We start from the raw sequence: 20,744 nt of genomic DNA on the forward strand, positions 1-20,744 counted from the left end.
ACATAGCAAGCTGCTATAATATGTAGCAAGATGAATTTCAACAGGGATCACATTATGTTGAATGGAACCTCCGGAAAACGAACGGAAGATATCCGAACCCATCTGCTCCGGCAGATCAAAATCGGGAATTTTTCACGCGGAACAGCTCTGCCGTCGGAACGGGAGCTGGCGGAAAAACTTGACGCCAGTTACATGACGATCCGAAAAGCGATCGGACAACTGGTCGAAGAACACTATCTGGAACGGATTCCCCGGGTTGGAACGTTTGTTTCCCCGCAGATTCCGGCCTGCAAGGTTCAACGCCAGCTCGGTATCATCGTCCCGAGCTGGACGGCGCCGGAGAATTCCGATTTCGTGATGTATGCCAGTGAAGCCGCCGAACAGGACGGCTGGCTGCCGAAACTCTATTTTGCCCGGCACTGGGAGGACCGCATGTTGACCGATGCATGGCAGAACTGCGATGCCCTGCTCTGCTTTGCGCCCCAGGCGGTCAATCAGATGCCCGCGGAACTGCTGGATCGTTTCCGGAGCCATGAGAAGCCTGTGGTTCTGATTGGTGTTCCGGCGCATCACTTCGGTCTGGACACCGTTGCCGGCTCCATGGAGCTGGAGTTGAAGGTCATTCTGGACCGTCTGGCGGCGGCCGGACACTCCCGGATCGCCCTGATCGAACAATACACGTTAATGAACGACCAGCTGCAACTGGGAACCCCGACCTTCTACTCGGTCTGGAAACAGCGGATCACGGAAGCTCTGGGGGCCGACGCCGTTCCGGAATTGAGCATTCTGGTGGAAACCCCCCGCTTCGAGCTGCCGCACCGGGCCATTTACGATAAGCTGAAGAGTTTCGGCCGCAAACTGCCGTTCACCGCAATTATCACCTGGATCCCATTCGTCTGGGGAGTGACGGCGGCCTTGACCGATCTCGGAATACGGATTCCGGATGATGTGTCTCTGGTTGCGAACGGCGATCGACAGGAGGTGCCCTTCTACCGGCCCAAACTCAGCTACCTCAAGGTTCCGCTGCGGGACCACGCTTTCAAAGCGCTGGAATTGATACGGGCCCGGGAACGCAATCCCGATCTGCCGGTGCAGTACGCCATGATTTCCCCGGTTTTCATCGAGGGAGAGACCTTGAAGAAACTGAGTGGAGAAGTATAGCAGAATGGCTCGTTCCGCCTGAAAATCTTTCAAAAACAACCATTTTCGCCTCAATCGAAAACAGCAATCCGACGACAGGGCCGTGAGTCGAATGAAAAAACAAAAAGAAACGACAGGGAGGTTGGAAGGAAGTGATCATGAGAAAGAGCGCAAAATTTACCTTAATCGAACTTCTTATCGTTATCGCAATCATTGCGGTTCTTGCGGCCATGTTGCTTCCCGCTCTGAACAAGGCCAGAGAACGGGGCCGTCAGGCCAGCTGTACCGGAAATCTCAAGACCATTGCCACCAGTTTCTCCATGTATACCAACGACTACAACGATTTCCTGCCATACCGGGTCGCGACGACGTACAAAGGAAACAGTTGGCACGTGCAGGGAGGATTCCTGCTCTCCGGCTGGGCGTGGAAACTTTTTCCTTATATTCGTTCGCTCAAAGTGGCGATCTGCCCCTCGGACAACACGAAGGAGAGCATTGCCAGCTTCCCGCAATACTGGCACTACACGCCGGCTGACGGCGACGCGACCAGCTGGCATAAATTCGCCAGCTACACCTGGCGTTACCCCTTGCACCACGGTGCGGAAAATGCCGGAAAATACATTTTGAAAACCAACACGTTTGCCCGCCCCGGCAAACAGGCGATTGTTCATGAACTGCGGAATTTTCATTCCTCCCAGGTGCAGCTGGTCTCTTCCGGCTTTTCCCAGCCACGCCTGAGCGAAACGGTTACAGTCGGAGCATCCTATCTGGACGCCTCCGTCCGGCAATGGACGATCGGACTGCGTTCCTCTTCCGGCGGCTGGGAAACCGGATTCGCCGCCGGCGACATGAGTCAGACCAGCTATTGGGATGACCCCAGAGTCCGCTGGGATAACTGAGGGAACCTCTCCCCGGCCAAGCAGAAAAACAGAAAGGTTGTTATCATGAAATTATCAAGCATCTGCGGCATACTGAGTTGCCTCTTCACCGCGGGGGTGCTGTCCGGAGCCGAATTTCTCAGGAATCCCGGTTTTTCCCGGCTGGATGAAAAGGGTGTCCCGGCCGATTGGAGTTTGCGCGACACACCGGTGCGCAAAGGCCTGCCGCCGCGTTCCCCGAACCGGCCGGCCGCTTCCGTGACGGACCGGATTCTGACGCTGGATACCGAAGGCGGAAAATTTGAAGTGATGCTGATCCATTTCCGCACACCGCTCAAAGCCGGCGAAAAATACAATTTCTCCTTCGATGTGCGCGGAGCCGGTCAGGCCGGGTACCGCGGCGTGGTGTTCTGGACCACCCTCGCGGACGGCAAACCCGTCTGGCGCCATGTCGGCGGCGAATGGAAGAGGGCCCCGCAGGAGTGGACGCACGTCGATCTGCCGTTCACCCTGCCGGCCGACGGCCGGGAAACCTACGTCTATCTGGCGGCCAACGGCCCGGGCAAGGCGGAATTCCGCAACGTCCGCCTCCGGGATGCCGGCGTGGATCTGGTTCCGGGCAATGAACTGGCAGTATTTGCGCCGGGCGAAGCTGTCACATTTCAGGTGGAAAATCTGGTCTCGCCGGGAAACACCGTGACCTGGAGCGTCACCGACTTCGACGGCAAAACCGCGGCAGAAGGGAGGTGGCAGAACGGAAAACTTCTGGAATTGCCGAAACTGGCCAACGGCTGGTATCAGCTCACCGCCCGGGAAAGCGATGCTTCCGGAACCTTGCTGCAGGAACGCCGGAGAGCGTTTTCCATCATTCCGGAAGTGCCGCAACGCGTCCGGGATTCAGAGAAGAACCAATATGGCGCCATGGTCAACCCCCACACCTTTTACCCGATGGAACAGCGGCGGATGGATGCCGCGTTCATGCACCGGATCGGTATCCGGTATGTCCGGACCCACCGGCTCAACTGGATACACCAGCAGACCGCCCCCGGCGCTCCATTCGACTGGAACGAGGCGGACCGGCAAACCGAACTCTACCGGAAATACGGCCTCCGGCAGGTCGTCACCACCGGCTGGCCGACTCCCTCCTGGGCCAGCGACGCCGCCGGAACCGAACTGCCCGCCAAAGGGAACTTCATCCCCAAACCGGAATTCATGGAAATGCACCGCCGCTATTACACTGAAATGGCGCAGCGTTACGGCGATTCGATCGCCTATTATGAAATCGGCAACGAAGTGGACGCCAGCAATTTCTGGATGGGGAGCCGCGCCAGTGCGATCAAAGGGGACGATGCGGCGATTCTCCGGGATTTCATCAACTACTATATCGCCACGGCCCGGGCAATCAAAGCGGGTGATCCGGATGCGCAGATCGGCCCCAGCACCACCGGCGCCGTACCGGCAGGCCACACGTACAAGCCGTGGATGCAATGTTTCTGGAACTCTGAAGCGCGCAATGATACCGATATCTTCTGCACCCATTACAGCGCCGATCTCGGAAAAATCCGGGAGGTAATGAAACAATGCGGCAAAGAGGTTCCGATTGTCCTGACCGAAATCGGCGGTCTGGTTAAAACCGAAACATACGAGTTGTCTGCCGACATCCTGCGCCAGCTGATCAAACGCACTTACGCGCAGTTTCTGCCGCAACTCAACCAGGGCGGCCGGGCGCTCTGCAAGTTTCTGTTGCGGAAAATTCCGGAGGTGCGGGAAGGCTGGGTCTCGGAAATGCTCGATGCCGATTACACCCAGCGGCCGGAATATGTGGCCTATGCCACGTTGATCCGCCTCACCGGCGACGGTGAGTTTGAGAAAGAGCTCAATCTGACCGCCAATGCCGATTCCGGCTGGGTGGAGGCCTACCGGGTCAGAAGCGGCAGCGGCACTGTCAACGTCATTCTGCTCAACGATACCGACAAGGCCCGGGTGACGCTGCCCTCTTCCGCGGAAACGCTCCGGCTCGTCGACGTGATGGGGCGGGAAACGACGATGCCGGTCCGGGATGGGAAACTGATGCTGGCGATGCGCGAGGATACGCCGCTTTTCGTCCTCGGCGAAATCGGTGAAAATCCCGGCCCGGTGAAACACCCGGAACCGCAGCTGGTAGAGAAAAAAATGCTGAACATCGCCAATGCGGATTTCGAACTGGCCGAAGAGAACGGCCGCATCCCCGGCTGGAGCAAGCTGCTGGATGAAACCAGACTGACCGTCCCGGCCGGCGAACATTCGTTCACCGTGACAATTGACCGGGTGGAAAAAGCCGCCGGCGAAAGTTCCGTGCGGATGGAAAGCGGGAAACAGACCCGCTGGTACGGCATCCTCAGCAAGCTGCCGATGTCGGAAATTCCGGTCCCGAAAGCCGGCCAATACGTCGTATTCAAAGTCAGTTACGACCAGAAGGCGGAAAATGTCGTCGGCACCGGAGCCGGGCTCACGCTGGCCTTCCGGGCGGCGGATATGCGCCGCGTCAGTTTCGGCGGCGGCAACTGGGACAAGGGAACGTTCGGCTGGACTCACAAAACATGGCAATCCGGCCCCATGCCGAATTTCCATCGCGACACCCGGTTGATCACCCTGGAGTTCTATCTCGGCGTCGCCACCGGAAGGGTCTGGATCGACAACGTCAAAGTCGAAGTGGAACTCTGGCAGAAAAGCAACGCTTCCGCCGGATACATCAACTGATCGTCAGGATTCAGGCAGAAACTCCGTCCCGGAGGAAACTTTTACCGGTTTCCCGGGGCGGAATTTATTTTTCAAGTTGTATTTGTATTAAATGACAGTATAGTATGCGGCAGTCACCGGCACCGGCCATGACGGTACCGATTCCGGAGCCGGTGAACTCGATCGATACAACCTCTGAAAAAATCCTGTCAGGAACTGCTGTATGTTTCTCTCAAATCCGTTAAAAGACCGTGTTTTCAACCGGAAACTTTTGTCCCTCGCCTTCCCGATCTCCATGCAGAACCTGATGCTCGCCCTGGTGGCGGCCGCCGATGCCGTCATGCTCGGCAAGGTCAGCCAGAACGCCATGGCGGCCGTCTCCCTCGCCACCCAGATCCAGTTCGTCCAGAACATGCTGCTCGGCGCGATCGTCAGCGGTGCGGGAATCCTCGGCGCCCAGTACTGGGGGAAAAAGGATACCGCCGCCCTCGGCAGAATCTTCGGTCTGAGCATTCACGAAGCGATGCTGGTTTCGGTGGCGTTCTTCCTCGGCTGCCGCTATTTTCCGGAAAAGCTCATGCTCCTCTTCGCCCACGACCCGGAGCTGGTCGAGATCGGCGCGGAATACCTGAAAATCGCCAGCTGGTCCTACCTGCTCACCGGCGTGTCGCAATGTTATCTGGCCATCATGCGCGTCAGCGAGCACGCCTCCCGTTCCGCCTGGATCAGTTCGGGCGCGGTCATCGCCAACATCGTCCTCAACTCGATCTTCATCTTCGGCCTGTGCGGCGCTCCGGCCATGGGGGTGAAGGGCGCGGCGCTGGCGACGGTGCTCGCCCGGGTCATCGAACTGGTCTGGTGCATCGTCTCCAGTTACGAGAAAAGCTTCATTCCGCTGAAACTCAAAGCGGTTTTCACCTTCGACAAGACCCTCTTCCTGGATTTCTGGCATTACACGCTCCCGGTGCTCGGCAGCTTTCTGCTCTGGGGAATCGGCTTCACCTCCTACACCGCCATCATGGGCCATATGGGGCCGGATGCGGCCGCGGCCAACGCGATCGCCGCAGTGGTTCGCGACCTCATGTGCTGTCTCTGCAACGGCATCGCCGCGGGAGCGGGAATCCTGATCGGCAACGAACTGGGCGCCGGCAACCTCCAGCTGGGGAAGACCTACGGGGACCGGGCGATGATCCTCTCGTTTCTGATCGGCTTTCTCTCCACCCTGGTCATTCTCAGCGTCATTCCGCTGGTGTCGCACTCTCTTGAGCTGACCGAACAGGCGCATCACTACATGGTGGGGATGTTCGTCATCCTTTCGATCTACATGATCGGCCGCTGTGTCTGCACCGTTGTCATCAACGGCATCTTCTCCTCCGGCGGCGACACGCTGTTCGACGTGTACAGCCTGGCCGTCTGCATGTGGGGAATCGCCCTGCCCTGCGCATTTCTCGGCGCCTTCTACTTCCACCTGCCGGTGCTGGTGGTCTACGCCTGCACCTGCGTGGATGAGGTCGGCAAGGTGCCGTGGGTCATGCTCCACTACCGCCGCTACAAGTGGGTCAGAAACATCACCCGGTGAACAAAAAAACGGGAGGCAACGGATCGCTCCGCTGTCTCCCGCCGACGGGAGAAGGCTCTGCCTGCCTTCCCCCGTCTCCCCCCGTTACAATCCCGCCAGAAAGCGGATCTCCCGTTTGATAAACTCGGTCGAAGAGTCCACCACCGGCGCCATCAGCAGGTCGGCGGCGATGAACTTGTCTCCCGCCTCCAGCAGCCGCGCCTTGAGCTTCTGCTGGAAATCGTACTGGAACTCGGTCGCGATGTTCACCTTGGCGATGCCGCAGGCGATCACCGCGCGGATCTTCTCCGGCGGCGTTCCCGAACCGCCGTGCAGCACCAGCGGAATCGGAATCGCCTCCCCGATCCGCCGGGCGAGTTCCACATCGATCTTCGGCGTATCCTTGTAGAAGCCGTGGGCGGTCCCGATCGAAACCGCCAGAGCGTCCACCTTCGTCTCTTCGTAGAAACGGACCGTCTCATCGAGCTGGGAGACCGCCATCGTGCTGCCCCCCATCGGCACGTGGCCGATTTCGCTTTCGATCGAAACCCCCGCCTCACGGGCGAGCTTGACCGCCTCGCGGACCGCCGCGACGTTCTCGTCGAACGGCAGTTTCGACGCGTCGAGCATCACCGAAGTAAATCCCGCCGCGATCGCCCGCCGGACCTGTTCGACCGAAGAGCCGTGGTCCAGATGGAGCGCGACCGGCACCGACGCCTGTTCAGCCAGGACGCGGACCGCCGCCCCCAGCGGCTCTCCGTGCCCGTTGTCGATCAGTCGGCTGTAGAGCTGGACGATCACCGGCTGGCCGAGCTCTTCGGCCGCCCGCACCACCGCCAGCGCCGTCTCGTAGTTGCCGATGTTGAAGGCACCGACCGCACGCCCCTCCCGCCGGGCGGCGGGAAGGATCTCATTCATCGTAACTAGCATAGATCGGCCTCCGCCGCCTCTTCCAGCGTGACGCACTTGAGTCCGGCGGCCTCCAGCGCATCGGCGGTGTTGGCGCTCGCCACGATCACCGGCACGTCGGCTTCCGCCTGCGCCGCGACCTTGACCGCCAGCATCTTCACGAGTTCCGGATAGAGCCGGTCGAGCACCAGCGCCCCCTCCCCGGCGGTGTAGGACTCTTCGACGTTGGTGCCGAACATCCGGTTCTTCACGCCGAGCAGTGCGAGCAGCTGTTCGGCGCAGTCGCACTTGAGGTAGTTCTTGAGGTAATCGCTCGGCAGGTAGCTCGCGACGCCGGTCTTCCCGGCGAAGGTGAGACGCCCCTCCTTCGCAAGTTTCGCAAAGTATCCGGCGGTGAACATCACCTCCGGAACAAGGTTCACTCCGGCGGCCTTGAAGTCGCTCTTCAAAGCGTCGGCCGCGGCCGGATTGCTGACCAGCAGCACCTTCGCTCCGGTGCCGTTGACCACCGCGGCGAACTTCTCCATCGCCGCCTTCGCATCCGCGGTGAAACCGAGCACGTTCAGCGCCTTGCCGATGCAGCCGCCCCGGACCACGGCGTACGAGACGTTCGCCTTGTCGAGCACCGCCTTCACCGCCTTTTCCACCGACAGACGCGCCGCGGTGCCGGGATCGACGAAGTAGAGCACGTCAGCCTTGCCTTCGACGCTCCAGTTCTCGGTCGCCTTGAGTTCGGCAACGAGCTGTTTCACCTTCTCCGGCGCATAACCGGCATCGACGATGTCGCGGCGCAGAGCCAGCTGCAACCCGATCTCGTCGTACCCCTTGCCGTCGTGGTAGCCGTCGCAGTGGAAGCGGTTCGCTCCGGAGAGGTCCGAGCGGTAGATCGCGTCGATGAAGTCGGCGTTGCCGATCTCCTCCGGATGCATCCGCACCCGGTCGGCGATCAGCGCGCGGCCGCGGGGCGTGTCGGATTCACGGCCGGAAACCTGGCCGACCGCCGAGAGATGGCGGCACATGAAGCAGAACCGGCACGAGGACATGACTTCGGGAAACTGATTGATCTGCATGATTTAGACTCCTTTGAAACCCATCTTGCCGGGATTCATGATGTTGTTGGGATCGAGCTGCTTCTTGATGTCTTCGAGCACGTACATTGCCGGGCCGTAGAGCTCCTTCATCAGGCGGCCGAGTTTGAGGCCGACGCCGTGATGCTCGTTGATGACACCGCCTTCGCGGATCGCCGCGCGGATCGCGAGATCCCAGACGCGGTTGTAGAGCGCCGCCGCCTCGGCCGGATCGTCCGGCGCCTTTTCGAAGATGAAGCGCGCATAGAGCATGCAGCCCCAGTCGTACCAGTGGGAGAAGTGACCGATGAAGGACGCTTCCGGGAAGTCCTCTTCGACCACGTTCTTCATCGCCCAGTAGACATTTTCGATCTTGCTGAAGGTGGCGACGGTGTCCAGCGTGCCGAACGCCTGCGGCATGTGGAACATGTAGGGCGGATAGAAGAACTTGTAGCGGTTCTTCCACCACGCTTCGCCCGATTCGGTGCCGAGGTCCTCCTTCGGACCGGCGGCGCGGCAGATTTCGCAGGCGCGCTCCATCTGGAGGTCAACCACCTTCTCCGGCCCGTCGAATCCGAAGACCAGATAGGCCCCTTCGCGGTCGATGCCGAGCACCCGTTTGATCAGCTTCGCGGTTTCCGGGCCGTCGTAGAGACGGACCGCGCAGGGCTGGAGACGGCTGTGCATCAGTCCGGCGCCGGCGGTCATCGCCGTGTGCATATCCGGGAAGAGGAACGCGTGGAACTTGCGCGCCTCCGGAATCGGATGGATCTTCATCGTCACCTTGGTCATCACGCCGAGCGTCCCCTCGCTGCCGAGGAAGAGCATGGTAAGATCCGGCCCGGAGGCGTGGCGCGGCACCGGGAGCGTGTGGATGATCTCACCGGTCGGCGTCACCACCTCGAGCGACATGACCATATCCTCGATCTTGCCGTACTTGGTCGAGAGCACGCCGGTGCCGCGGTGGGCGAGGAATCCGCCGATGGTGGCGCAGGCGATCGACGCCGGGAAGTGCATGGTCGAATAGCCCGCCTTCTCCACCGCCCATTCGAGATGCTGGGCGTTGATGCCGGTTTCGCAGGTGACCGAAAGGGTGCGCGTATCGATCTCGATGACCCGGTTCATCCGCTTCATGTCGAGGATGATGCCGCCGTAGACCGGCAGTGCGCCGCCCTGGGAACCGGAACCGCCGCCCCACGGCGTCACCGGAATCTTGTACTGGTTGGCGATCTTCATCACCTTGGCGACCTCTTCGGTCGAACCGGGGTGGACGATGAAGTCGGGTCTCTGCGGTTCGCGCCCGCGGTCGTGCCACATCTCCGGAATCCAGTAATAGTCGATCGAGTGGCCGAGCCCGTCGGCCGCGCCGGAGTTGACGAATTCCGCTCCGACCGCGTCGACGAGTTCGCAGCGGATCATCTGGTACATGTAGTTGTCTTTTGCCAGTTGCATGATCACTCCTGTTGAGGTTAAATGATTTTAATACCCATCCATTTCGCGAAAAGCTTGAGTTCGGCGGTCACGTCGCCGTGGATCAGCGCATAGTGGTGCTCGACCCCTTCGTCGATGATCGTCTCGATCAGGTCGGAGACCTTTTCGTCGAATTCGACCTGAAGCGGCGTACCGCGCAGCAGCTGCTCCGTCTCCAGCGCGGTGCCGGCGGCCATGAAGAGCCGGTAGCCGCCGTCGCGGTCTTCGCCGATGCGCATCAATGTCACCCGGCCCGGCTTGAGCGGGAACTCGCAGCTCACCCCCTTGACGCCGCCGCCGTCGATGATCGAATGCTTGCAGAAGCGCGGTTCGCAGCCGCTCCGGCAGAGGCTCGGCGCCGCCGCGCCGCAGTGCCAGACCACGCCGGTGTTCGCCTTCTCGTCGAAGCTGATGAGGTCGCAGAAGAAGGGCTTCTCGCCCGGCACCAGCAACGAACCGAGCTTCATCGTCACGGTGCCGATCATGTCTCCTTCACAGCCGGTGACGAATCCGGCCTCGTTCAGCAATCCGATCAGCGCGCAGACGCCGATGCCGTAGATGTCGCTGAACTCCGGCCAGCAACGGATGGCGAAGGCATCCAGACGGTACTTCTCCGCGGTTTCGACGAACGCCTGAAAGAGCGCCTTGAGCCGCCGCCGCTCCTCGTCGGAGATGTCGAACGAACGGATGGGATCGGCCACCGGCGCGCACGGTTCGGCGCTGTCGGCGAAAATCTTCCGCGCCTTCTCCACCACTTCGAGCATGGTCAGCTTCTCGGTGGAGATGCCGAAGGTGTCGAGCAGCTGAAGTTCGTCGTAGTTGCTCGCGTAGAAGCCGGGGACCCGTCCGCCGACCGAGCCGATGCGCAGATTGCGCAACCCCTTGACTGCGGCGACGACGCGCAGTTTGCGGCCGATCGCTTCGACCGCCTCCGGCCCTTCGCCGTAGACGAAGGTGTAGGGCAGACGCATCTTCCAGAGCGCGTGGGCGTTGCAGTTGGTGCCGCAGAAGCTGTTCTTCTGGATGCGGCCGCCGTCCCACGGCGGTTCCGGTTCGGACCAGAAGATCACCGGCACGCCGAGCCGTCTCGCGGCGGCAGGCACCACCGCGCCGAGCGCGAAACTCAGGAAGTGGACGATCACCGCGTCGACTCTCTCCTGTTCGAACTTCGCGATGGAGGAGTTCGCCTCCTCTTCCGTGACGATGATCCGCCCCTCTTCGACGATTTCGGCGTCGAGCTTCGAGAACATCCCGATCACCTCGGCGCGGCGGATCTCCTGTTTTCCATTGACCCAGCTGCCCTTGACGAGCGGCAGGTACCCGACCTTCAACTGTTTCATGGTTATTTCATTCCTCTGTAAATCGGCGCCAGTGCGTCATGTACGGCGCGGTAGGTTTCGAAACGTTCTGCATACTTCGCGCTCAGCGCCGGGTCCGGTTCAATCCGGCGGGAGATGGCGAGACAGGCGCGGACCGCGCTCCGGCAGTCGGGATAAATTCCGACGCCGGTCCCGGCCAGCAGTGCGGTGCCGAAGCTGGCGTCGCCCGGCGAAGGCAGTTCGACCGGCACGTTCATCACGTTGCAGACGATCTCGCTCCAGATCCGGCTGCGCGCCCCGCCGCCGATGAGAAAAATCCGCTTCATCGGCAGTTCGAGTTCGTCGATCAGCCGCCGGCAGTCGCGCAGGCTGAACGCCACCCCTTCGAGCAGCGCCCGGAGCATGTCGCCGCGGCTGCTCCCCATCCCGAGCCCGATGAAACTGCCGCGCAGGCTCGAATCCCAGTAGGGACAGCGCTCCCCCTGCAGATAGGGGTGGAAGAAAATTCCGTTCGCCCCGGCCGGACTCGCTTCGGCCAGGCGGTCCATCAGTTCGAAGCTCTTGATGCCCAGCTTCTCCGCCTGGATCTTCTCCGCCTCGCAGAAGAGGTCGCGGAACCAGCGCTGGCAGACCGCCGCCGCGTTGGTCGCCGAAACCGTGTACCACATGCCCGGCACGATGTGCGAATAGGTGAGCGTCTGCGGGTGCGGATGCGCTTCGGAGGTCATCACATTGACGTTCCCGGCGGTGGCCAGCTTGACGATCGCGTCGCCCGGCTCGATCGCTCCGGCGCCGTAATCTTCGGCGGCGGAGTCGGAACTGCCGCAGATCACCGGAGTTCCGGCCGGAATCCCGGTCCGTCCGGCGGCCTCGGCGGTCACTTCACCGACCCGGTCGACCGGGTTGACCAGTTGCGGCAGAACCTCGACGGAGATGCCGGCCAGCGCCGCCAGCTCCTCCGACCAGGCGCGCTTCTTCATGTCGTAGAAGAGCGTTCCCTGCGCCTCGATGTGGTCGGTCACGGCGACGCCGGTCACCAGATAGCGGACATAATCCTTGACGAAGAGAATGTGCCGGGTCCGGCGCAGCACCTCCGGCTCATGCTTCGAGAGCCAGCGCAACTGCGGCAACGTCCAGGTCGGCGTCGGATGCTGGTAGGCGGTCGCATAGATGCGTTCGCCATACTCCGCTTCCAGTTCGGCACATTCGGCGGTGCTGCGCTGGTCGGTCCACATGATGGTGCGGCGGAGCGGCTTCATCGCGCCGTCGAGCAGCACCGCGTTGTGGGTGCTGCCGTCGAAGGCGAGCGCGGCGATCCGGCCGAAGTCCACGCCGGAAGCGCGGACCCGGGCGAGCGCGGCGCACATCGCCTCATACCAGTCGCCGGGCTCCTGTTCCGCCCAGCCGGGGTGTTCGTACCAGGTCCGGTACTCGACCGAACTTTCGCCGGCCAGATGACCGGCGGTGTCGATCAGGGTGACTTTGCACCCCCCGGAGCCGAAATCGACTCCGAGCAGCAGGTCGCGGGCACTCATCGCGTCACTTCACCCAGGCGTGGGCGGGGTCCTTCGAGGAGATCAGCCCCCGGTTGACCGCGCCGGTCATGGTCCAGAGATAGTACATCTGATAGCCGGGCGCGCCGCAGAGCGGATGGTACCCTTCGGCGATCGCGACGGTGTCGTAGTTCTTGACGGTGTAGGTCTCGTCAATCCGCCCGTCCGGCGTGTAGACCTTCTGGATGCCGAAACCCTGCGGCGGATCGAAGAGGTAGAAGTAGGTCTCCTCCATGTCGATCTCATCGGGCAGATTGTCGATGTCGTGGCGGTGCGGCGGATATCCCGACCAGTTGCCGGAGGGGATCAGCCCTTCGCCGATGTAGAAGTGTTCCGAATCGAAGGTCTCGTCGAGCATCACGGTCGCCTGCCGGGTGAAGTTGTCCCGCCCGATGGAGAAGGTGCGGGTCATCTCCGGCGTGATGACGGTCGGGCGCGCGGTGTCGCGGCTCGCCGGCGACGTGTTGACCGCGATCTCCACATCGGTGAGCGCGGTGACGGTGTACTTCGTGTTGCGCGGCAGATAGACCGTGTACGGCTTGCCGTCGAAGACGTTCTTCCGGCCGCCGACTTCGGCGAAATCGAAGCCGTCGCCGGTGACCCGGCATTTCCCGCCGAGGAGCACCAGCGCCACCTCGAACGAACCGGTGTCGCTCTGGCGGCTCTCGCCGGCGCGCAGCACGAGCAATCCGAATCCGGTCAGTTTCATGTTGTACTCGCCGACGTCGAAGATCCGGTTGAATCCGGGTTTCGCGGGACAGTGGATCAAGAGATTCTGTGTGTTCATGCTGCGTTACTCCTGTTCTTTGAGAAAGGTTTCGACCTGTTCGAGCGTCGGCAGTCCGGCGCGGGCGCCAAGCTTGCCGCATTTGATCGCCGCGACCGCCGAAGCGAACCGCGCGCACACTGCAATATCCTGCGTCTGCAGATATCGGAAGGCGAATCCGGCGTGGAAGGAGTCCCCCGCCCCCGTGGTGTCGACCACCGGAGCCGGGAAGATCGGGAACCGACGGATCTCCCCGTTGTCGTAGAAGATCGAGCCGCCCGCCCCCAGCGTGATGCCGGTCACCTTCGCCTGATATTTCGCCAGTTTCAACAGGGCCCGGTCGAGATCCTGTTCGCCGGTGAAGGTCCGGGCGAAATACTCCGACGCGATCAGCAGATCGGCCAGCTCGACCAGCTGTTCGACGCCGGGGCGGATGGTCCCCGCGTCGAAGTTGAACAGCACGCCGTTCTCCTTCGCGCACTTCGCCGCCGCCAGCGCCGCCTCAGGGTGATGGCCGTCGAGGTGGAGCATCTTCGCTCCGGCGATCACATCGTACGGCACCTCCTCCGCGGTGAGCAGCCGCAGGCCGTTGTGGGTCCACGCCACACTGCGCTTGCCGTCGGAGTCGATCCAGCAGTAGGCCATCGGCGAACCGCACCCCTCCCGCACCGGAATCCGTGACGTATCGATTCCTTCGCGGGCCAGATCGGCGAGAATCCGCTTCCCGCCGTCGTCGTTGCCGACGCTGGTCACGAACATCGTCCGCAGTCCGAGCCGCGCCGCCGCCACCGCCGCATCCGCCGCCGGACCGCCCCCCTGAATCTGATGTTCGATGATCTCCACCTTGTGATCGATCGGAATCTGCGGGACCCGGCACAGGTAGTCGTTGCTGCAGTACCCCATCGCAACGAATTCCACCGGAGCATTCGTTTTCTGGTTCATTTTGCTCTTTCCTGAATCAATGGATTTCTTCCGTCTTCTCTGATAGTATACTCCGGTTCAATCCAAATGCAAGAGCCTCTTTTGATGATTATATGAGAAATATTGATGGTAAAATGATAAACTTTTGAGAAATTTATCATATGGAAGACAAAAAGACCGCCCGGGGAACGGGGCGGCGGAAATTCAACCCTGATGGATTTCGGCGTTTTTGCGGCGGACCTCTTCAAGCGCCTCGGCGGCGCTCTCCCAGGCGGTCTCGGTCGCGGCGATGTCGGCCTGGACCTGCGAAAGCTCGCGGTTGACCCCGGAGAAATCGATCCTGCCGCCTCCGGAAAGCTGTTCGAGAAGTTCACTGCGCCGCTTTTCCAGCGCCTCGAGTTTCTCCTCCAGCGCGGCGACCTCGTTTTCGGCGCGCTTCCGTTCGGCGGCGAGCGCTTCGCGGGCCTGGGCGCGGGCGCGGCGGCGGTTGCGGGCGAGATCGGGGGAGCCGTTCATCAGCCCGGCGCCGGTCTCCGGAGAAGTGGTGACGCCGGCGGCGCGCAGTTCCGCGGACTTCTCCAGATAGTAGTCGTAGTTGCCGAAGTACTTCCGGATGCCCGGCGGCTCCATCGCGATGATGCCGGTCGCGGTATTGCGGACGAATTCGATGTCGTGGCTGACGATGCAGACCGTGCCGGAGTAGTTCCGGATCGCCTCCTGCAGGAGTTCGCGCGCGGCGATGTCGAGGTGGGTGGTCGGCTCGTCGAGCACGAGAAAGTTCGGCGGATTGACGAAAATCCGGGCGAAGAGCAGCCGGATCTTCTCGCCGCCGGAGAGCACGCCGCAGGTCTTGGAGGCGGCTTCTCCGGAGAAACCGAACGAGCCGAGCACATTCATCAGCCCGGCGGTGCTGGCGCCCGCGGGCAGATTGCCGCGCACCACATCGTAGACCGTCTGCTCCGGCACCAGGAGATCGGCGAACTCCTGCGCCTGATAGCCGATGACGCTGTGGTGGCCGAGCACCACCCGCCCGGAGGTCGGCTTCAACTTGCCGACCAGGAGTTTGAGCAGCGTGGTCTTGCCCATGCCGTTGTAGCCGATGAAGGCGAGCTTGTCCCCCGCGTTGACGGTGAGGTTGACATGCTCGAGCACCGGCCGGCCGGGAACGTAGCTGAAACAGAGGTCTTCGAGCCGGGCCGCTTCGACGCCGCCGGGCGGCGGCTCCGGAAACCGGATCGCGCCGTGGTAGTTGAGGTCGTCGGGCAGTTCGATCTCCTCCATCTTGTCCAGCGCCTTCTGCCAGCTTTTGGCCTGCGCCGCCTTCGAACTCTTGGCGCGGAAGCGGTCGATCACCCGTTCGAGATGTTCGCGTTTGCGGTCGGAGTTGCGTTTGGCCGCCTCCAGCGACCGGCGGCGGTTCTCCCGTTCGGCGCGGTAGTAGTCGTAATCCCCGGCGTAACGGGTCACCTGCCCGGAGTTGACCTCCAGCGTCAGGTTGGTGAGCTTGCGCAGCAGGAACCGGTCGTGCGAAATCAGCAGCAACGTGCCGGGAAAGGATTTCAGGAACCGGCAGAGCCACTCCACCGCCGGGATGTCGAGGTAGTTGGAGGGCTCGTCGAGCATCAGAATGTCCGGCCGCGAAATCAGCACGCGCGCCAGCGCCGCGCGCATCCGCCAGCCGCCGGAGAAGGAGCGGAGTGGTTTGGCAAAGTCCGCCTCGCGGAACCCGAGGTTGCTGAGCGCCTCCTCCGCCTCCGATTTCAGCCGGTAGGCGCCGAGATGTTCGATCTGCGACTGCAGCCGGCCGTGGCGGGCGAGCAGCGCGTCGAGCCGATCGTTGTCTTCGACCCCTTCATGGAGCTGCTGTTCGAGCCGGAGCAGCTCCTCATGCATGGTGCGGAGCTCCGGAATCGCGTCGGCGGTGAACTCCACCAGCGGGCGCTCGACCTCGTCCTCCGGCAGATGCTGGCGCAGGATGCCGAACCGGAGATCCTTCGGCAATGAGACCGTGCCGCGGTCCGGCGGGACCTCGCCGGTGATGATGCCGAACAACGTACTTTTGCCGGCCCCGTTCGGACCGACGACGCCGACCCGGTCGCCCGGATTGATTCGAAATGACACGCCGCCGAGAATCGTCTCTCCGGCGTAGGTCTTGACCACATCCTTGAAATCGATCATTGCTTCACACTCACCTGAACCGGCTTTGCCGGCTGCGGCAGTTCCACCACACAGCGGAATCCGAGATCGCCGGCACTGCCGTTGATATAGTAGATATTGGGACATTGCGCCTGCTCCGGCGAAGTCAGCCCGGAGCCGCCGGCGGAGAAGTAGGAGGTGCCGTTCTCGTTCGAAACCCGGACGATCTCCCGCACGTTGCCGGTCATGTCGAAGGCGCCGTATCCGGAACGGTCCCCGGGGAAACTCCCCGGCGGCGCTCCGGCCGGATATTTGGCAACCGCCGGGTGGTCGCGCAGCAGCGCCTCCCCGGGGCGGTAGGTGTCTCCCCAGACATAGGATCGGCCGTCGACGCCGCGCGCCGCCTTTTCCCACTCGAACACGGTGGGGAGCTGGACTCTGGCGTTGATCTGCCGGCCGAGCCAGTCGCAGTAGGCGGCCGCCGCCTCGCCGGTGATGCCCACCACCGGCAGCTCCGGCCGGAAGGGAGCGGTCAGCTCTCCGTCGTCGTCCCAGATCCTCGCGGTGCCGCCCGAGCCGGGTTCAAACGCAAACCACCCCTGATAGCGGCGGCGCAGCGCCGGATCCGTCAGGCTCTTCCAGAACTTCAGATAGTCGCGGAAGGTCACCTCGTATTTGCCGATCAGGAAGGAGGGCAGCAGGCTCGTCCCGATGCCGGAACGCCCTCCGGAGCGGCCGCTGTGAAACTCGCCGCCGGGCACGTAACACCATTCGCCGGGGTAACTCCGCTCCGGGAAGTCGAACGAAAGCAGATTCTCCGCCGCCAGCGGCACCATCACCGGGCAGCTGAACTGCGCGGCGCCGTCGCCCCGCCGGAACTCCAGCGTGTAGAGCCCCTCGAGCAATCGGAAACGGTTGCTGCCGTCGTGGAACGCCAGATTCTCCGCCGTCTGCCCATCCGGAAGCCGGACCAGAATGCCGTTCGCATCGCGGATCGTCAGCAGCCAGCCGTTCCCGGAGAGGCCGGAGATGTCCAGCACCCCCTCGCGCGAATCGATCGCCGCGACCAGCGCTTCGAGCTTGGGATCCTCCGCCAGCGCCTCGTCGAAGAGCGGCCGCCACCGCCCGCGGAACTGCCGCAGCACCCGCCGCAAGGCAAAGTAGTCGCGTCCGTGCAGATAGAGCTCCAGCGTCGAACGGAAGATGTCGCGGGTCATCCGCTGCACCTGCGGCGCCCGCATGCCGAGCTCCGGAGCGCGCGAAATGAACTCCAGCGCGGAATTGTATCCGTTCTCCATCTCCGCAAGCTGGCGGAGCAGTTCGCGTTCGAGCGACCGGTTGTGCCGGTTCTGCGGCTGCCGTTGATTCTGCCGGATCTGCCGCGTGGTTCGCTGCGCCAGCAGATTGTATTCGCGCGCCTGCGCATAGTTGAATTCGGCCAGATTGATGAGCGACGTGCTCTGTGACAGATTGCTGATCAGCTGAAACGCGTAGAATCCGAACCAGGTCAGAATCGCCGCCATCAGCACCGACGGCACCAGCGGATGACGCCGGATCAGCTTCGAAAGCCGGTAGATCGGCGTCGGCGAATAGGCGGCCACCGGGTATCCATCCAGATAGTTGCGCACATCCTCGAGCAGTTCGGCGACACTGCGGTAACGGCGCGAACGGTCGCGCGCCATCGCCTTGAGGCAGATCGCCTCCAGTTCGAGCGGGAGCGGCTGGGCCGCCGGAGCCGCCTTCCGGGGCGGGACAAACCTGCCGAGCGCCACCTCGCGGCAGAGCTCTTCCTGCGACAGTTTCGCATCGAACGGCGCATTGCGCCAGGTCAGAATCGAATAGAGAATCGCGCCGAGGCCGTAGACGTCGGACTGTTCGGTCGCCTCCGGCACCTCGCCGGTCAGCAGTTCCGGCGCCATGAAGACCGGAGTGCCTCCCACCACGTGGCCCTCCGGCGGAGACTCCGGCGGCGGAACACTTTTCGACGCCTCGAGCTCGCCATTCAGTTCCAGATCAAGTTTGGTTCCCGAACGCCCCTGATCCCGTTCGCAGTGATACCGCGCCATCCCCCAGTCCATGACCAGCACCTCGCCGTAATCCCCGACCATCAGGTTGCCCGGTTTGAGGTCGCAATGGAGGATGCCGTGGCGGTGAGCGAAGGCGACGCCGTTGCAGGCGCCGATGAAGATTTCGATCAGCCGCCGCAGGGAGTATTTGCGGCGGTAGCCGCTGCGGTCCTCGGCAAGCTTCACCAGAATCATGCGCAGGGTTTCCCCCTCCACCCGCTTCATCGAAAAATAGACGCCGACGTCGTCGAACACCCCGAGCCGGTGGACCGGCACGATGTTCGGGTGGTCGATCTGAGCGGTGGCGCGCGCCTCGCGGATGAAGGCTTCAATCCGTTCGGTCTTGTTGCGGTACTGCGGACGGAGCAGTTTCAGCGCAACGTCGCGGTTGAGTCCGGGTTCGTGCGCGGCGAAGACCGCCCCCACGCCGCCGATTCCGATGGTGGAGAGCTCCCCGTAATCCTGAATCCGGTCGCCGGAGGGAATGCCCAGCATTTCGCGCAGCTTCTCCGGCGAGAGGCGGTTTTCGCTGCAGGTGCCGTAGATCAGCGTCGCCTCGTCATCCGGCGGCACCGGCGTATTGAGCGGATCTTCCCGGAATTCCGCCATGGGTCACTTCCCGCCTTTTTCCGTTTTTTCCACCTGCTGTTCGAGGTGGCGCCGCACCGCGCCGCCGAAGGCGCTGAAATACTCTTCGCCCGGACGGCGGACGATCGGGATGCTCCCCGCCTTCTCCCAGCTGAATTCGTCGGGGAACACGAAGCATTTCGCCTCCTGACGGCGGCCGAAGTCGAAGTTCTCAATCGCCACCACCACGCCGATGAAGTCCCCTTCCCGGCTCAGCACGAGATCCCCCGGCTCGGCGCGCAGTTCGTTGCCGCCGGTGCCGCGACCGGTGTTGCGGATGTAGAGATAGGGTTCGCTGGCGGCAAGATCGATCGAACAGCGCCCGCCGAGCGCCGCGGACTCCTTGCCGAACGAGGAGGTCTTGAAGAGATAGAGATTCTGCAGTCCGCGCTGGCGGAGCTTGCCGATGGTCATCGTCTCGAGCGGCACCCGCCCTTCGGGAGCCACCTCAAGCGCCGCGATCCTCGGCTCCTCCGGCACGGTCAGGAGCGGCCCGGCCGCGTTGACGCCCGGCGCGCCCTCTTCCGGCGCATCGCCCGGACGGGTCCGGTAGGTGAGTTCCAGAATCCGGTCGAACTTGAGCGGGGTGTCCAGATCCCCGGCGAGGGTATGGAAGGAGGCGACCAGCACATTTTTCCCGCCGAGCTTCACCAGCGGCAGATAGTAGACGCCGCCGCCGTGCTGATTGAGCAGCAGCCGCTCCTCGGTCAGCGCCAGATCGAGCCGCATCGCGGCTTCGTGGTACCGGTCCAGCACGTCGCTGCGGAGCTTCTGCTCCGCCTCGGCGAGACGCTCTTCGGCGGATTTGAGTTTCACCGCAGTGGTCTCCGCCTCTCCGCGGGTTGCGATGAGTTCGCGGCCGGTATTCTCCGCCTCCTGCTTCGTCACGTCGAGGCTCGCCTTGGTCCGGGAGAGTTCGGTCACCGCGCTCTTGAGCGCCTTGCTCATCTGGTCGAGACGGGTGCGCGCCTCGTTCCGCTCCACTTCGCGCGCCGCGGCCAGGCGGCGGGTGCGCTCCAGCTGGCTGCGGCTCTCGGCGAGATCCCGCTCGGTCGCACTCAGCCGGCCGCGGGTGTAGGCAAGATCGCTCTCGGTCTTCTGGGCGTTGCGGGAAACCTCCCCCATCCGGTTCAGCGTCTCCTTGAGCGACTCCCGCATCCCGGCCAGAGCGGTTTCGCGGGCGGCGAGTGTCTCGCGGGTCTTCGCGAGGTCGGCGCCGGTGCTCTCCAGGCGGCGGCGCTGCTCCTCCAGATCCCGCTGCGTCTCCTTGAGCGACTCCCGGGTTTCATCGAGCCGTTCGCCGGTGTCGCTGATCTTCTGCCGCGCGGCGGCGTAATCTTCGCTCAGTTTGGCGAGGTTTCCGGAAGCGAACGCATAATTCTTGCGCAACGCGGCCAGTTCGCTCTGCGCCTCCTCCAGCCGGATGCGGTTGAGGTGGCGGTTGCGGATTTCGCGGTCGAGCCGGCGCTGCAGCTGTTCAGGCGTGAGCGCGCCGGTGTTGGTCCGGGTGAGCCGGAGCCGCTCCTCGAGCTGTTCTCTCTTGAGCAGGGTGTCGGCAAGTTCCCCGGCGAGTTTTTCCAGCATCTGTTCCCGCGCCTCGGAGAACCCTTCCTTCT

14 protein-coding genes and 1 pseudogene are annotated in these 20,744 nt (G+C 62.8%); 4 read left to right on the forward strand and 11 right to left on the reverse strand.

Annotated elements, in window-relative coordinates; genetic code table 11:
* Positions 1–54 precede the first annotated feature (54 nt).
* The 4 genes from ACMLHG_RS15880 (at position 55) to ACMLHG_RS15895 (ending at position 6,315) form a co-directional block, all read left to right on the forward strand.
* Positions 55–1,161: a GntR family transcriptional regulator gene (locus ACMLHG_RS15880; RefSeq protein ID WP_417171117.1), complete on the forward strand. Its 1,107-nt coding sequence runs from the start codon at positions 55–57 to the stop codon at positions 1,159–1,161.
* A gap of 137 nt (positions 1,162–1,298) precedes the next feature.
* Positions 1,299–2,039, forward strand: coding sequence for a DUF1559 domain-containing protein (locus ACMLHG_RS15885; RefSeq protein WP_294433280.1), 741 nt, complete (start codon positions 1,299–1,301; stop codon positions 2,037–2,039).
* 45 nt (positions 2,040–2,084) lie between these two features.
* The gene (locus ACMLHG_RS15890; protein WP_417171118.1) at positions 2,085–4,757 is read left to right on the forward strand and encodes a hypothetical protein; all 2,673 of its coding nucleotides are present in this window, start codon (positions 2,085–2,087) and stop codon (positions 4,755–4,757) included.
* A gap of 202 nt (positions 4,758–4,959) precedes the next feature.
* Entirely contained in the window at positions 4,960–6,315 is a 1,356-nt protein-coding gene (locus tag ACMLHG_RS15895; protein WP_294433277.1) for an MATE family efflux transporter, read from the forward strand.
* A gap of 84 nt (positions 6,316–6,399) precedes the next feature.
* Here ACMLHG_RS15895 and ACMLHG_RS15900 read toward each other — a convergent pair whose 3' ends face one another.
* The 11 genes and pseudogenes from ACMLHG_RS15900 to ACMLHG_RS15950 all read right to left on the reverse strand — a co-directional run.
* Positions 6,400–7,224 carry a class II fructose-bisphosphate aldolase gene (locus ACMLHG_RS15900; RefSeq protein ID WP_294433276.1) on the reverse strand — a complete coding sequence of 275 codons (825 nt, stop codon included), beginning with the start codon at positions 7,222–7,224 and terminating at the stop codon, positions 6,400–6,402.
* Positions 7,218–8,273 carry a hypothetical protein gene (locus ACMLHG_RS15905; RefSeq protein ID WP_417171119.1) on the reverse strand — a complete coding sequence of 352 codons (1,056 nt, stop codon included), beginning with the start codon at positions 8,271–8,273 and terminating at the stop codon, positions 7,218–7,220. Before ACMLHG_RS15905 ends, ACMLHG_RS15900 begins: the two co-directional genes overlap by 7 nt.
* A 3-nt stretch (positions 8,274–8,276) precedes the next feature.
* Positions 8,277–9,722, reverse strand: coding sequence for an FAD-binding oxidoreductase (locus ACMLHG_RS15910; protein WP_417171120.1), 1,446 nt, complete (start codon positions 9,720–9,722; stop codon positions 8,277–8,279).
* 17 nt (positions 9,723–9,739) lie between these two features.
* Positions 9,740–11,080, reverse strand: a complete 1,341-nt coding sequence (locus tag ACMLHG_RS15915) for an L-fucose/L-arabinose isomerase family protein (RefSeq protein ID WP_417171121.1) — start codon at positions 11,078–11,080, stop codon at positions 9,740–9,742.
* Positions 11,081–11,082: 2 nt separating this feature from the next.
* Positions 11,083–12,594, reverse strand: a complete 1,512-nt coding sequence (gene xylB / locus ACMLHG_RS15920; protein WP_294433268.1) for a xylulokinase — start codon at positions 12,592–12,594, stop codon at positions 11,083–11,085.
* A gap of 4 nt (positions 12,595–12,598) precedes the next feature.
* The gene (iolB, locus tag ACMLHG_RS15925; protein ID WP_294433266.1) at positions 12,599–13,399 is read right to left on the reverse strand and encodes a 5-deoxy-glucuronate isomerase; all 801 of its coding nucleotides are present in this window, start codon (positions 13,397–13,399) and stop codon (positions 12,599–12,601) included.
* A 6-nt stretch (positions 13,400–13,405) separates the two neighbouring features.
* Entirely contained in the window at positions 13,406–14,320 is a 915-nt protein-coding gene (locus ACMLHG_RS15930; RefSeq protein WP_294433265.1) for a carbohydrate kinase family protein, read from the reverse strand.
* Positions 14,321–14,503: 183 nt separating this feature from the next.
* Complete coding sequence (locus ACMLHG_RS15935; RefSeq protein WP_417171122.1) at positions 14,504–16,477, reverse strand: ATP-binding cassette domain-containing protein; 1,974 nt, start codon at positions 16,475–16,477, stop codon at positions 14,504–14,506.
* Positions 16,474–17,271 carry a formylglycine-generating enzyme family protein gene (locus ACMLHG_RS15940; protein WP_417171124.1) on the reverse strand — a complete coding sequence of 266 codons (798 nt, stop codon included), beginning with the start codon at positions 17,269–17,271 and terminating at the stop codon, positions 16,474–16,476. Before ACMLHG_RS15940 ends, ACMLHG_RS15935 begins: the two co-directional genes overlap by 4 nt.
* 828 nt (positions 17,272–18,099) lie before the next feature.
* Positions 18,100–19,110 (reverse strand): annotated as a pseudogene (locus tag ACMLHG_RS15945) (serine/threonine-protein kinase); the annotation flags it as partial.
* Positions 19,111–19,113: 3 nt separating this feature from the next.
* Positions 19,114–20,744 (reverse strand): hypothetical protein (locus tag ACMLHG_RS15950; RefSeq protein WP_417171123.1); only part of this gene is annotated, 1,631 nt, incomplete at its 5' end.

The sequence above is a fragment of the Victivallis sp. genome, assembly GCF_048170485.1.
Classification (GTDB): Bacteria; Verrucomicrobiota; Lentisphaeria; order Victivallales; family Victivallaceae; genus Victivallis.

What these genes read in the sequence shown, in the direction of transcription:
- ACMLHG_RS15895 (WP_294433277.1), top strand. Translation starts at nt 4,960, where the DNA reads ATGTTTCTCTCAAATCCGTTAAAAGACCGTGTTTTCAACCGGAAACTT.
- ACMLHG_RS15890 (WP_417171118.1), top strand. Translation starts at nt 2,085, where the DNA reads ATGAAATTATCAAGCATCTGCGGCATACTGAGTTGCCTCTTCACCGCG.
- ACMLHG_RS15910 (WP_417171120.1), bottom strand. Translation starts at nt 9,722, where the DNA reads ATGCAACTGGCAAAAGACAACTACATGTACCAGATGATCCGCTGCGAA.
- ACMLHG_RS15885 (WP_294433280.1), top strand. Translation starts at nt 1,299, where the DNA reads ATGAGAAAGAGCGCAAAATTTACCTTAATCGAACTTCTTATCGTTATC.
- ACMLHG_RS15880 (WP_417171117.1), top strand. Translation starts at nt 55, where the DNA reads ATGTTGAATGGAACCTCCGGAAAACGAACGGAAGATATCCGAACCCAT.
- ACMLHG_RS15900 (WP_294433276.1), bottom strand. Translation starts at nt 7,224, where the DNA reads ATGCTAGTTACGATGAATGAGATCCTTCCCGCCGCCCGGCGGGAGGGG.
- ACMLHG_RS15935 (WP_417171122.1), bottom strand. Translation starts at nt 16,477, where the DNA reads ATGATCGATTTCAAGGATGTGGTCAAGACCTACGCCGGAGAGACGATT.
- ACMLHG_RS15905 (WP_417171119.1), bottom strand. Translation starts at nt 8,273, where the DNA reads ATGCAGATCAATCAGTTTCCCGAAGTCATGTCCTCGTGCCGGTTCTGC.
- ACMLHG_RS15930 (WP_294433265.1), bottom strand. Translation starts at nt 14,320, where the DNA reads ATGAACCAGAAAACGAATGCTCCGGTGGAATTCGTTGCGATGGGGTAC.
- ACMLHG_RS15915 (WP_417171121.1), bottom strand. Translation starts at nt 11,080, where the DNA reads ATGAAACAGTTGAAGGTCGGGTACCTGCCGCTCGTCAAGGGCAGCTGG.
- xylB (WP_294433268.1), bottom strand. Translation starts at nt 12,594, where the DNA reads ATGAGTGCCCGCGACCTGCTGCTCGGAGTCGATTTCGGCTCCGGGGGG.
- ACMLHG_RS15940 (WP_417171124.1), bottom strand. Translation starts at nt 17,271, where the DNA reads ATGGTGCCGCTGGCGGCGGAGAATCTGCTTTCGTTCGACTTCCCGGAG.
- iolB (WP_294433266.1), bottom strand. Translation starts at nt 13,399, where the DNA reads ATGAACACACAGAATCTCTTGATCCACTGTCCCGCGAAACCCGGATTC.